The following is a 13,326-nucleotide window of genomic DNA, read 5'->3' on the forward strand; positions in this document are numbered from 1 at the left end:
AGATGCTCCGGGGTTGTCAGTGATTTGCCTGATTCTTTGCGGGTGGTTGGATGCGATGATTCCGAGTGTAATCACTGGGAGGTGGGAATGTGTGAACGCTGTCCCGACAGTTGATCGTTATGAGGCTGAGGAGCGTCTGTTGTTTCGGTTTGAACGTGCTGTGCAATTCGGTCTCCCACGATTGACCCGTAGATCGAGTAAAATGTGGGCACCAGCACCAGTACCAGCAGTGTGGCCAGCGATAGTCCGAAGCACAGACTGACCGCCATGGGAATCACCATTTGCGCCTGAAAGGACTGCTCTGTGAGGATCGGTAACAGACCGGCAATTGTTGTCAGGGAAGTCAGCAGTACGGGGCGAAATCGTCGGGTACCCGACTCCAGAATGGCTGCGTGCAGTGGGATACCGGCTCTGACGCGGCGGTTGATGAAATCCACCAGTACGATCGAATCGTTCACGACGACTCCCGTCAGTGCCACCAGCCCCAGCATACTGAACAGGGTCAGAGGGAGATGCATGATGGCATGTCCCCAGATGGCTCCCACGAACCCGAACGGGATCACACCCATCACAATTGCCGGCTGAATGTACGAATTGAACTGAATCGTCAGCAACACATAGATAGCAATCAGAGCCACACCCATTCCTGTGACCAGACTGGCAAGCGATTCCGCTCGCTGTTCCTGTTGACCTTCCCAGCGAATACTCAGCCAGGGGTGATCGGCAAGCTGTTTGTTCAAAAAAGTCGCCTGCAGATCATTAACAATGTTTTCAGCATTTCCTCTGCCTTCTTCCACGTCAGCACTAATCGTGATCGATCGACGTTGATTGATGCGGTTGATTTCGGAATAGCCGCGGACGACATCCACCTGTGCCAGTTCCGAGATGGGACGCTGAACACCGTCGCCCGCATCCACCCGAATTTCATTCAGTGCGGCCAGTGAGTTGCGATCGGCTGCAGGATAGCGAACCATCAGTTTCACTTCGTGACGACCTCGCTGCAGCCTCATGACTTCTTCTCCATAATAGGAGGCACGAACTGTACGGGCGATTTGTTCCAGAGGAACTCCCATGGCCACACCGTTCGGGCGGGATTTCAGCTGCAATTCCCATTTGCCAGGACGTGAATCGTCATCTACGTCCCGAACGCCATCGTATGTCTCCAGCTTTCGTTTTGTGGCTTCGACAACCGATTCCAGATCTGTCATGTGATTTGGAGTCGCCAGCAATTTGAATTCCAGTGATTTGCCTGCAGGTCCGCCGGACTGCGCCCGGAACCGGATCGACTCGACGCCCGGAATTTCACCAACAAGCTCTCTCCATCTGTCGAGAACCTCAGCGCTGGTCATCGTGCGCTGAGTATTCTCTGCCAGTTCGACATTAACGTGTCCGACGTGACTGCCTTCCCCGCCGCCACGATTACTAATTCCCCCGCCACCTCCCTGGCTGCTGGCTGTTCCCACCACACGATGGATCGACCGGATCAGTGCCGAATTCGCAGAACTGTGCTGTTTTCCGATTTCGATGATGGCCTTTTCGATTCGTTCGGTTGTCTGATCCGTGATACCTGCAGGCGTTCCGTCGGGGAATACCACATCTGCGACAATTTCCGGACTGTCCACTTTGGGAAAAAAAATTCGTTCCACCGTTCCGTTGGTAACCAGCGATGCGGTCAGCAGGAGTATGGTGAGGGCTGTGCAGCAGGTAACAGCCGGATTCTTCACTGAGTATTTCACCAGCGGGGTATAGATTGCAGCCACGAATCGAGTCAGGAGACTGCCCGTGAATCGGTTGAGTCCTGCCGAATACGGAATGGATGTGTTTCGTTCGTGCGCGAGATGGCAGGGGAGAATAAGTGTACTTTCGATCAGTGAGATAATCAGCATAGCGATGACGGACACCGGCATCACCGCAAAAAATTTGCCCATGGTTCCCGTCACGTACAGCATGGGCGTGAACGCCACAACCGTTGTTGCAATAGACATTGCAACCGACGGTACCACTTCGAGTGTTCCCTCAATTGCCGCAGATATGAACGGCTTACCCGATTCCTGGTGCGCATAAATATTTTCACCGATGACAATCGCATCATCGACCACGATGCCCAGAGTGATCAGAAATGCGAACAGCGACAGCATGTTGAGGGTGTGATCGAAATACAGCAGTACTGCACAGGCGCCCAGAAGCGAAACCGGAATTCCCATCGAAACCCAGAACGCCAGTCGGATTTCCAAAAACAGTGCAAGTACAATCAGCACCAGCGCCAGTCCCTGGAGACCATTGCGGCGGAGCAGGTCGAGGCGGTCACGAACGTTAACCGAGGAATCGCCCCAGATAACAAATTCGTAGCCAGACGGGGGAACTGTGGTTGTCACATAATCGCGGACGGCATTGGCCATCGACAGTAAATCGTCTCTCTTTCCGGCATTGACCGTGATGGCCAGGCCAGGCCGCCCGTTGATGCGACTGATGGCTGTTGTATCGACAAACTGGTCTCTGACCGTTCCTAAATCACTGACGGTCAGAACCACGCCGTCCGGACTGGTGAGGATCGGTATCTTCGCGATTTCTTCTCCCCGCAGCCGTTTGGCCTTGCCTCTGAGTAAATAAGTGTTGCCGTAGCTTCGCAGACTCCCGCCGGGGAGTTCCAGGTTGCGCTGTCGAAGTCGTCGGGCAACTTCGGACAGCGTTAACCCGTACTGACGAAGTGTCTTTTCAGGGATTTCCACGTCGATCTGGTAATCGCGTTCACCAACGATGTTGGCTGCTGAGATTTCATTGATCAACAGCAGGTTGTCGCGAACGTTCTCCGCGACATCACGCAGTTCCAGGTCCAGTGCATCAGTCTGAAGCTTTTGCTTCGCCACAACACCCACTGTGATTGCCGGAGAACGAAATGTGACCTGACGAATGTCCGGTTCCTCTGCCAGGTCCGGGAAGCTGGGAATTCGTTCTATTTCCGACTGAATTTCGTTCAGGACGTTCTGGACGCTCGGTACGTCGGCACGAACTTCGATGACGACGTTGCCCGTTCCTTCCATCGCTACAGAAGTAATCTTCCGTATTCCCTCGACCGTCCGGACGGCTTCTTCAATTTTCTGACAGATCCCGGTTTCGACTTCTTCGGGACTGGCGCCCGGATACGCTACTGCCACCAGAATGATTTCCAGATCAAACTGCGGGAACTCTTCGCGCCGCAGCATGGATCCGCTGAGCAAACCCACGGCAAGGATTGCCACCATAACCGTGTTCATAGCGGGCGTGTGGCGAACTGACCAGGCGATGATTGATCTCACTGTAGGCTCTCCTCACGGACTTCCATTCCATCCCGGGCTGAGATCAGAGGTGAGATGACAAGCTGATCACTTTCTCTCACACCGGATTCGTCTGACTCAATCAGCATGTAATCATCGGTCGACTCCAGAATGTTGACACTGATTACCTGCATAATTCCATCCCGGACGGCCCAGACGTTTTCTCCCGGCCGTACGGCATTCGCCGGCACACGCAGCAGTTTTCCGAGTCCGGAAATCGGAAGTTTTACAGTGACGAACATCCCCGAAGACAGAATAGGTGCAATGCTGAGATTTCGTTTCTGTCTTTTGTTGACGCGATAACTGTCGGGTTCTGCAACCGTCACGCGGCAGGGAAATGTTCGGGTGTCACGATCAATTCCAGTACCCTCGAACCGCGAAAGACTGCCCTGCCACAGAAATTCAGCACCACCAAATTCGTAGGTCACATCACACGGAATTGGATTGGCGAGTGGATCAGCCAGCATGGCTTCTGTGGATGCTGCTGATGCGCTGGCCTTTCTCAGAACCCAGACCAGATCATCCGCCTGCAGGCTGCAGCGGACTTCAATCTGACTGGAATCACTGATATGCACGAGCTCGTCGCCGTCTCTGATGTAATCTCCCTGTTCTGCGATGTCGTCGACAATTGTTCCGGAAACAGGAGCCTGCACACGGCAGCGTTCCAGGTTGACCTGGGCCTGTTTGATCCGGGCCGTGACCAGTTGTCTGGTCGCGGCCATCTGTTTCAGCATCTGCTGTCCGGATCGTTTTGTATTCAGCAGGGTCTGGAGTGCATTTCGAGTTGAAATTTCCTGTCGGAGGGCTGACTCGACGTCAGTCTCCGAGGCAGATTTTCGGGCGAAGGCATCTGTCATTCTGTTCAGATGTTTCTTTTGCAGTCGGGCATCCTCTTTAGCCAGCGTGATCAGTTCACTGGTGTTGATAATATCAACTTCAACTGACGCCGTTTCTTCATCGGTCTGGTTCAGTTGAGCTTCCAGGTGTTCGAGTTCGAGTCTGTAATTTGTATCGTCGACCTCGAAAAGGATATCTCCCTCTTGGACAAACATACCACTTCGGGCATTTGATGGTCGTCGTTTGATCTGGCCGTTGACCTGAGCAGCCACGGTCGTGGTCCTCAGCGAATTGGCGTTGCCGTCCATTTCGATGACGAACGGCTCGTTATGACTGGAAACTGTTATTGTTTTTACCAGGGGCCTTGTCTCCGACTGCTGTTGATTCTGCAGCACCTTTGCAGGCCGTCCGAAATACACCAGGTAACTAATGCCGGTGCCCAGGATGGCAAAACACAGCAAAACCTTTTTCAGAATCTGCACGTCGAAGTTCTCCGTGTGAATTTTGTGTCCGACAAATATACCAGCCACTGTATACCCGCCGGAAACAACTGATGTTTCGACAGACGGGTGCAGCTCTGCTTCCACTGGGCCGGACCGTCTGACCGAATGTGGCCGGAAACCGGAGCTGTGAGTACCTCAGCGGTAATAGCGTTTGCAGGTTTGTCCGGAGAACCCATGTTTCGCATGCCTGGTGCAGTCGATGCCGATAGATACAACTATACATACGAACGATGTTGTTCAGGATGTTCTGCATCAGGAAATTCCTGCGATCGAACGGGTGAGGAACCGTTCGGGCTGTCTGTTCGCAGAACCTGGCACAATATAGTCGAATTGACGTGGCTGTTCATTCGTTCAGTCATAGTGACTGCCGGTTTGAATCGATCAGCGGGCACAGAGACCGATCACATGAACCATGTTTTGTTTCAGTCAGCCGGTTTGAATGATTTGGTCTGACACAGGGGAACTGAATCGACTGGACAGTCGGCATCAATCGGCACAAACTTTATGGTCAGTGTGCGAGTTACGTGCGAAATGTGTGCAGGACGCCAACGATGAAACGATTGCGGTTTATCTGTGTGTTGACATTGATATTGGCGGCTGCCGGTGGTGGATGCGGACGCACCCACACCGTGGACGAGGTTTCGGTGAGTGACAGCGGTGTCAATGTTGTCGACCACGGAGTTGCCATCGACACTCTGGAATGGCCGGTCTGGCGGGGGCCGGCGGGTAACGGGGTTGCTCCCGATCAGTCGCTACCCACTGTCTGGAGCGAATCCACGGATTTGGTCTGGCGTTCTGACGTCCCCGGCCGTGGTCACAGTTCGCCGACAGTGGCGGGTGACTCTGTGTATCTGGCCACCGCTCTGGAGAAGGAACAGATTCAGGAGATTGTTGCTTTCGATCGCCGAACCGGTGAGAAGGAATGGACCAGCGTAATACACGAAGGTGGGTTTCCGGCGGCCGGGGACATTCATCACAAAAGCACGCATGCCAATGGAACAGTAGCCTGCGACGGCGAACGTGTGTATACGGCGTTTCTGAATTCGGACAGGATTACAGCGTCTGCAGTTGATCTGCAGGGTGAACTTGTCTGGCAAAAAGAAATTGGAAAATTTGTCTCCAAATTCGGCTATGCTCCGTCACCGATCCTTTACAAATCACTGGTCATCATCGCAGCGGATAATCCTGGTGGTGGTTACCTGACAGCGGTTGATTCCGGCAGTGGAAAAATTGCGTGGCGAATCGGTCGGGGGAATGTTGCTACCTATTCCAGTCCTGCCGTGGCCACAGTGGGTGGTCGCGACCAGTTGCTGATCAGCGGTTGTGATGCTGTGACAAGTTATGATCCCTCCACGGGGGACGAACTGTGGCGAACACCCTGCATTGCTGAGGCAACCTGTGGCACGATTGTAACCTCAGGTGATTTGATTTTTGCCAGCGGTGGCTACCCGGAGTCCGAAACTGTTTGTCTTTCTGATCGTGGTGAGCTGATCTGGTCGGATAAAGTAAGAGCTTATGAGCCATCACTGGTTGCGGTGGGTGATTACGTGATTGCAGTTACGGACGGCGGACTCGCTCACTGCTGGTCTGCGGGCACAGGAGACATCGTCTGGCGCGAACGACTGGTGGGAAATTTCAGTGCATCACCCATCGTCTGTAACAATCTTGTTTATGTTCCAAATCTGTCAGGTGAGACATTTGTCTTTGCGGTAAACAATGACAAATACGAATCTATTGCTCGCAATAAAATTGGAAGTGACTGTTATGCGAGTCCGGCGGCTGCCGGTGGTCAGTTATTTCTGCGAGTCGGAGTTGGCAGTGGTTCTGAACGTCGTGAACAACTGGTGTGCCTTGGACCGCCGCTGAATGCCAATCCGTGATTCGCCGGATACAGACAATAGTCGTTTGGAGAGGATTTAAGACGGAGGGACGTCTGACTCAGGTTCGCCAGGGCCGTGGTGAAAAAGCCGTTATTGGTCCGGACTACGGATGTCGGGAAACGGCACAGTGGGACACCGATCTCTGTTTCTCCTCGTGGGAGGAGGTTACCAGCACGCGAGAAGTAACTCTTTGAACGACGTCCGAGATGCGGCTGCTGTGTATCGAAGTTCAGTTACCGGCAGCATTCACGGCCATCGAAATTTAGGAGAGTGCACTGTCGTGCCTGTGCAGATATTACCAGCCAATTGACATATTGGCTTCGATAATGCGCTGTGCCTCCCGAAGATCGACACCGGTGTCCAGCATGTAAAGCCGAATAGCATGGAGCTTATCTCCGGAAGCACGATTGAGGCAGTCCCGTGCCAGATCATCGGGATGCGATTGTTCCTCGATTCCCAGCTGTCCTTTGCTGATAACCCACAAATCACGAGGGCGCCTCGTCACGCGAAGGATGTCCTCCTGGGGGTAGAATTTTCCCGCGAGTGCTTCGGCGTGTTCGGGGCCGTCAGCCCAGGCAATCATGATGTGTGCCTGCGTTTCAATTTCATAGAGCGCCATACGGAAAGTCTTTCACGCAGATTCGTCTGACTGATAAACCAATTATCTGTGCAACTGTATCGACTTTCAATTCACACCGGTGCCAGTAGACAGATTGATGCATGATTGTATCCGGCAACAAAGTCAGTAGGGCTGATTGTGATGTCCGGAGCGACATCCCGGCGACAACGGGACCGGAAAATCATAGTTTTGTGAGAAGAAGACCTGCATCCGGATACCTGGGGGCTGACGAGCCTGCGGAACACAGATTCCGGATCGTGCTGAAACAGTCATTGTGATCCTGACGTTTTCAGAGCGGCTGTGTTCCCGGTTTTAAAATGTTTAATCCATCAGTGAGTGTACCGTGACAAACATTGCGTCAATCATTCTTCCGTCGTTGACGTCAGTGAACCCTTGCCGATCATTGAGGTCTCAAAACTGCATCGGTTTGAACTGGCAGCCCTCCACGAACATATCAAAGAAGTCAGGCATTGTTTCCAGTTCAATGTGATCCACATTCTCTATCAGCCGACCGATCAATTTGCGTTTACTGTATGACTGCAGCATCTCACGCGCGCCGGACGACGCGGCGTTGCCCACCTTGTTAATCCGGTCGACGGGAACCGGTGCCAAAAAACCGATATCAATTGCGCTGGCCGCATCCACGTAGTTGGCAAAACCTCCTGCCAGGTACAGTTGAGTGATCTGTTCAGGAGTCACTCCAAATCGGCGCATTAACAGTACTTGCCCGCAATAGTTGGCCGCTTTGGCCTGTGCAAGGTGACTGGCATCCTCGCGAGAAAAGGTGATCCCGTGTTCGGGGACAATCATCAGCTCCGGTAACTTGTCAGCAAACACTCCCATAGGAGTCATCATCTCGTGCCGTCGCAGTTCAGCCAGCAGTTCAATCAGCCCGGAACCACACATTCCCTGTGGTGCATGTCCGTTGATCGTACTGTACTGAAACTGATGGTCATCGATATGGATCGATTCAATTGCTCCGGCGCATCCGGGCATGCCGAATTTAACCAGCCCTCCTTCAAAGGCCGGGCCGGCCGGACATGATGCGGCCATCAGTCGGTCTTTGTTTCCAATCACAACCTCGGTGTTGGTTCCCGCATCGACCAGCATCACGGTCTCGTGTTGAGACGGCATATCGATTGCAAGCAGATCTGCCACAACATCGCCACCGACATGGCTGGCGATCAGAGGGGCCCCAAAGACACGGGCGTTCCTGTTGGCACGAATACGCAAACTGCGAGCCATCTCGACCAGTGCTGTTGAGTCGCGTTTTCCATCCCGGTACTGATGCTCAGTGATTGACTTGTATGGTTTTTGTCCAATCGATTGAACGTCCAGGTTGAAAAACAAATCGCGCATAGTCGAATTGCCCACCACGACGATTTCGTAGATCACATGTCGATCAATGTCCAGCTGATCACACATTTGCTGGATTTCAGTGTTCAGCGTGTTAATGATCGCACGGTGCAATTCACCCTGATACGTCCCCGCGTCGTAACTAATGCGATACATGATGTCACTGCCACCGAAACGCTGTGGGTTTTCAAATGACGTGGTATAGACCAACTGACCTGATTCGAGATCGACTAACTCAGCCACCACTGTCGTCGTGCCCAGGTCGATCGACATGCCCAGGATTCTGCCGCGATACCTGTCGATCTCTTCTCCGTCGTACAGCACCACATGGCCGGACCTCGTGACCAGCGGATCGAGATCTGTTGTCTCAGCGACGGGCGCTTTCAGAATCTGTGGGGAACGGCGTAACAATGCAAATTCGATCTGTGCGTTCTCTTTCTCGACGGTGGCCTGACACGCCAGTCGGTAGTCACCGGTCAGGAAGGTTTCGGTGTCGTTCGGTGATGACAGTGCGTCGTTGCCCTGCTTCACCTCAACAATACATTCATGGCAGATCCCGGACCGGCCACAGGATGACGGAACAGGAACTGTAAGTTCGTCGGCATAATCAAACAGGGTTTTGCCGGTTCGGGCCGGTCGGCTGTCAGCATCGCACGACACGGATCCGGATGTCTCCGGTGAATCTGCGGGGGAAACGCTGTCGGGTTCAACGTCCCACGCGCTGCGGTAGTTCAGTTGGTCGTCGCTGGAACAGATGAGTAATTCTCCTTCGACAGCAGGTTTTCGCTGGTAGCGACAACCAAATCCGGCCGTGCATTTGTCGAAGCGGTTTTTGTAAGGGCACCGCATCAGACTTTGCTTCCGGGCATGCTCGGAGATCCGACCATAGATCTTGGTGATCGTGTCCAGTCGCTTCCGGAATTCGCCGGGGTCAATCTTGTCCATGGAAAACAATACGGTCGTTATAGCGTTTGTGTTACATTCTGACGCAGAGCGCATCCACTGCATGAGCGGAGATGGCGACACTAACGCGAGTACAAAACGCAGTCGAGTGAACCGAGCAGAGTAAATCCACTCTATTGAGATTCGTTGATTGACCCGCTGTCACTATTTCCGTTTAGGGCGGTTAGTCTATCAATCGGATGCGCACAATCGCTTGGCCACATCGACGCATTCCATCGCCGTTGCCCCGTAGGCATCGGCACCCATATCGTCTGCAAATTCGGGGGTCACCGGAGCTCCGCCGACCATAAACTTTACATCGTCACGCAGATCGGCATCGATAAAAGCTTCGATGGTCCTGCCCATATTTGGCATCGTGGTTGTCAGCAGTGCCGACATACCCACCAGGGGGGCCTGGTGTTCTTCAACCGCTGTTATGAAGTCATCCGGCGATGTGTCAACACCCAGATCGATCACTTCAAACCCGGCGCCGTTGAGCATCATGATACACAGGTTTTTACCGATATCGTGCAGATCTCCTTTGACTGTCCCCATAATGACCTTACCAACCGGCTCGATCCCGGATGCTGAGAGAATCGGCTCAATATGTTTCATACCGGCCTTCATCGCTCGCGCACAGGCCAGTACTTCGGGAACGAAGATGAAATTCTCACGGAACTTGATGCCCACCAACCCCATTCCTGCGATCAGGCCGTCGTCCATGATTTTGAGTGCGTCGATACCTTCGGTCAGAGCTGCTGTTGTCAACTCGTCGGTCTGATGGTGCGCCCCGTCGATGATGGATGCTGCAATCTCCTGCATGTTTGGAGCGGTTGCCGCATACATGTTGATCATGTGCTGTCGCTCATCGTCTCTTTCGACGTATTCGACAAGTTCCTGTCGGATGAATTCGTTTTGAATATCGTCAATCTGAGCCATATTTTTGTGCTATAGATGGTTGGGGAATATTGTCCAGGAGCTGCGAGTAACTCGACAGAGTCACTCTGGCACAAACAGTAATAAATTCAAGCACGACCTGCGGGGATTGTTTTTGCCTGGCTGAGCGAGGCACGCATCGGCGTTTCGTTGGCGTGTTTTCAGAATCCGCTTTTGTTTCCTTAATCGCTCCGCAACTTTCGAACGAATGCCCTTACGTGGTCGGGGCTGGTCCCGCAACATCCGCCAACAATATTAGCACCGGCTTCTACAAGACGCGGCATATATTCTGCCATGTTGTCAGGGGTGTCAGGATAGACAATCTCTTTGCCTTCAATTCGTGGAATGCCTGCATTGACATGAGTCAGGATGGGTGCCGATGTCGCTTGACGCATCGCAGCGATAATTTCCACCATCTGTGGGATTGCAATCCCACAATTGGAGCCAACGATATCCGCACCTGCCTCCGTCAGCTGTTCAGCGGCAGCCGATGGTGTAATACCCATCATCGTGAAGTAACCGCGCGGCCCCTTATCGAATGTCATCGTGGCGATGACCGGCAGGCCGGACACATCTTTGGCTGCCCGGATCCCCAGTGTGATTTCGCCCAGGTCGCTCATTGTCTCGATACAAAAAGCGTCCACGCCACCTTCGGCCAGTCCTCTGGCCTGCGACGCAAATGCTTCGTACATTTCGTCTTCTGTCGCTGTACCGTTTGGCTCGAGGAATTCCCCGGTTGGTCCGATCGAACCCAGTACAAAACGGCCCTCGGGTGCGGCGGCCCGCGCGTATTCGGCCCCCAGTCGGTTGAATTCCTCTACGCGGTCACCGAAATCATATTTTGCCAGCATGTAGCGAGTGCCGCCGAAGGAGTTGGTTTCAACCATATCCGACCCGGCGTCGAAATAACCTGCTGCCATCTGACGAATCACCTCCGGTCGCGTCAGATTAAATTCCTCGGGGCAGCCACCGGGCTCCAGGCCGTTGGCCTGCAGGTACGTGCCGGTGGCGCCGTCCGAGATGAGGATATCTCCTGATTGCACACGGCGTAGAAGCTCGCTCATTCTATTAGGCTACCTGACAGATCAATTATCGGTTTTGAAACAATTTGCACACACACTGAATGCATTGACTCGGTCATGACAACCCTGTTGCCGGTCACGACCGGGGTAACAGTCAGTGTCGGTACTCTTAGTGTTCGGAGTGCCAATCCCGTATCGCCTGCGGTATCTCTTTCAGATTTTCGATCGGGGTCTGCAGAGGGATGGCACATTCCGGACCCACCAGTTGCACTCCTGCATCCAGGTTTTTGTAGACTTCCTGTCGGACTGCTTCGGGGCCCTTCGAATACAGTGTTTCCGGATTGTTGATGTTGCCAACGAGTGAAATACGATCCTTTACCTCATCCATTGACTCGTCGGCGCCATTTTTTGAGTCATAGTGAAATGCCGACATGCCGGTCTGGGCGATGTATTCCATTCGGTCGACTGTGCGGCCGCAAATATGAAGGATGAGTGGAATTGGAATCAGATCAACGAATTCGATGTGAAGTTCACGAAGGAACCGTTCGTAGTATTCGCCGCTGACCAGATCACCCGTGGCATGGTCGGGCACGGTCAGCGCGTCCGCTCCGGCTTCAATCTGAGCCCGACCAAAACGGATGGTTGCTTCCTTCATTTTTTCCAGACAAAGCATAGTTTTGCCTGGGTCATCCAGCGACATCAGCAGGAATTTCTCGACACCAAAGCAATGGTAACCCAGCGACCAGGGCCCCATGGTCTTACCGATGATGGCGACTTCGTCGCCAAACTCTTTACGCAGCAGGCGGATCGCATCCAGCACGCAGCTTGTGTCAGGATGCGTTAACAAATTGTCTGGAATTTTGATGTCTTCGGGACCGGACCAGATTGGCTGACTCATTTTGACCGTAGGCCAATTGTCCTTTTCCTCCCACTGCATTTTGCAGCCCAGCGCTGACGACTCTTGGATAATGCTGAACACGGGCATGATGGAATCGAAACCGAGTTCGGTGTATCCGGTGGCAGCCAGCCGTGCCATTTTTTCCGGGTTTCGATTGGCGTCAGGAAAATGCGCATCAACCAGGTCCATCAATTCGACAGTCGCCACGGATGTCGGGTTGCAGGCGGGAGTACGATCGACGGGTTCGCGTTTCAGAGCCGCCAGCACTCGTTGGCGGGAGGTCATTGACCGGGTCGGCTCACTGAGTGTCACCATGTGATTGCTCGTATTTTATTGTTGGCTGGGTGGCGCAAGGACACCGCGTCCGGCCGCAGCATCTTCTTCCTGCATGGAGCTGCGCACGTTTTGAGCTCGAAACATCAGCATGCCAATCAGAGAATTGTGACTGGACTGACATCCAAAGGTAAACCGCAGCGGGTCAACGTCATCGGCCTGCAATTCACAGAGTTTTACGAACCCCCGGGCCAGCGCACGGGCCCGCTTTTGACCCGCTTCCGTCTCAGCAACCGCTTCCGTTCGATAGGTGCCATTCCCCATTTCGACAACACGCAGATTGCCGCCTGCCTTTTTGTCAAATGCCTCCAGCGACTTTGCCTCCAGAGAGGTTTCTGTCTCGAGCTTACACAGGTCGAGAAATGTGCGTTTAAGCGCCCGTTGGTGAATCTTTCGGCAGGGAAACTGCAGCCAATCCTGTCGGTCCGCAGGTTCAAGCCCGATCATACTGATCAGTGCCTGGCGTATGAACCGAACCCGTTTCGCAGATTCCTCTGAATCGGTATAGGTATGAACGAGGAATTGCGGACATTCCACGTCCTGACGATACAGTGCCACTGAGATGTCCTGGCAGTGTTTGTCCATCGAGTGGATTTCAAGACGCCGACCCAGCTCCAAAGTTTTTCCCATCAGGCGGCGGTTCCTTAACGAACTGATTCTTGTGCAGGTCAAACATTCATTGTGAT

At 53.3% G+C, this 13,326-nt stretch carries 9 protein-coding genes; 1 reads left to right on the forward strand and 8 read right to left on the reverse strand.

Annotation, left to right across the window (positions count from 1 at the left end; translation table 11 throughout):
- Positions 1-71: 71 nt before the first annotated feature.
- A complete protein-coding gene (locus tag MK110_08145) occupies positions 72-3,296 on the reverse strand; it encodes an efflux RND transporter permease subunit (protein ID MCH2211259.1) in 3,225 nt (1,074 codons plus the stop codon).
- Positions 3,293-4,633, reverse strand: a complete 1,341-nt coding sequence (locus MK110_08150) for an HlyD family efflux transporter periplasmic adaptor subunit (protein ID MCH2211260.1) — start codon at positions 4,631-4,633, stop codon at positions 3,293-3,295. The genes MK110_08145 and MK110_08150 overlap by 4 nt, the downstream gene beginning before the upstream one ends.
- 572 nt (positions 4,634-5,205) lie before the next feature.
- Here MK110_08150 and MK110_08155 point away from each other — a divergent pair.
- Positions 5,206-6,534, forward strand: coding sequence for a PQQ-binding-like beta-propeller repeat protein (locus MK110_08155; GenBank protein ID MCH2211261.1), 1,329 nt, complete (start codon positions 5,206-5,208; stop codon positions 6,532-6,534).
- 295 nt (positions 6,535-6,829) lie between these two features.
- On the opposite strand, the gene MK110_08160 is transcribed toward MK110_08155, so the two are convergent.
- The 6 genes from MK110_08160 to MK110_08185 all read right to left on the reverse strand — a co-directional run bounded on the left by MK110_08160 (position 6,830) and on the right by MK110_08185 (position 13,270).
- The gene (locus MK110_08160) at positions 6,830-7,153 is read right to left on the reverse strand and encodes a hypothetical protein (GenBank protein MCH2211262.1); all 324 of its coding nucleotides are present in this window, start codon (positions 7,151-7,153) and stop codon (positions 6,830-6,832) included.
- A 411-nt stretch (positions 7,154-7,564) separates the two neighbouring features.
- Positions 7,565-9,454 carry an ASKHA domain-containing protein gene (locus MK110_08165; protein MCH2211263.1) on the reverse strand — a complete coding sequence of 630 codons (1,890 nt, stop codon included), beginning with the start codon at positions 9,452-9,454 and terminating at the stop codon, positions 7,565-7,567.
- Positions 9,455-9,643: 189 nt separating this feature from the next.
- Positions 9,644-10,390 (reverse strand): corrinoid protein, encoded by a 747-nt coding sequence (locus MK110_08170; GenBank protein MCH2211264.1) that lies wholly within the window; start codon positions 10,388-10,390, stop codon positions 9,644-9,646.
- Positions 10,391-10,569: 179 nt separating this feature from the next.
- Positions 10,570-11,451 (reverse strand): homocysteine S-methyltransferase family protein, encoded by an 882-nt coding sequence (locus tag MK110_08175; GenBank protein MCH2211265.1) that lies wholly within the window; start codon positions 11,449-11,451, stop codon positions 10,570-10,572.
- 127 nt (positions 11,452-11,578) lie between these two features.
- The gene (locus MK110_08180) at positions 11,579-12,622 is read right to left on the reverse strand and encodes an MtaA/CmuA family methyltransferase (GenBank protein ID MCH2211266.1); all 1,044 of its coding nucleotides are present in this window, start codon (positions 12,620-12,622) and stop codon (positions 11,579-11,581) included.
- Positions 12,623-12,637: 15 nt separating this feature from the next.
- Positions 12,638-13,270, reverse strand: a complete 633-nt coding sequence (locus MK110_08185; GenBank protein ID MCH2211267.1) for a hypothetical protein — start codon at positions 13,268-13,270, stop codon at positions 12,638-12,640.
- Positions 13,271-13,326 lie beyond the last annotated feature (56 nt).

It is taken from the genome of Fuerstiella sp., from assembly GCA_022447225.1.
Taxonomy (GTDB): Bacteria; Planctomycetota; Planctomycetia; order Planctomycetales; family Planctomycetaceae; genus S139-18.

Bases quoted from the DNA above. Each gene is read 5' to 3' on its own strand.
- MK110_08155 (MCH2211261.1), top strand. From the start codon at position 5,206: ATGAAACGATTGCGGTTTATCTGTGTGTTGACATTGATATTGGCGGCT.
- MK110_08160 (MCH2211262.1), bottom strand. From the start codon at position 7,153: ATGGCGCTCTATGAAATTGAAACGCAGGCACACATCATGATTGCCTGG.
- MK110_08165 (MCH2211263.1), bottom strand. From the start codon at position 9,454: ATGGACAAGATTGACCCCGGCGAATTCCGGAAGCGACTGGACACGATC.
- MK110_08170 (MCH2211264.1), bottom strand. From the start codon at position 10,390: ATGGCTCAGATTGACGATATTCAAAACGAATTCATCCGACAGGAACTT.
- MK110_08175 (MCH2211265.1), bottom strand. From the start codon at position 11,451: ATGAGCGAGCTTCTACGCCGTGTGCAATCAGGAGATATCCTCATCTCG.
- MK110_08180 (MCH2211266.1), bottom strand. From the start codon at position 12,622: ATGGTGACACTCAGTGAGCCGACCCGGTCAATGACCTCCCGCCAACGA.
- MK110_08185 (MCH2211267.1), bottom strand. From the start codon at position 13,270: ATGGGAAAAACTTTGGAGCTGGGTCGGCGTCTTGAAATCCACTCGATG.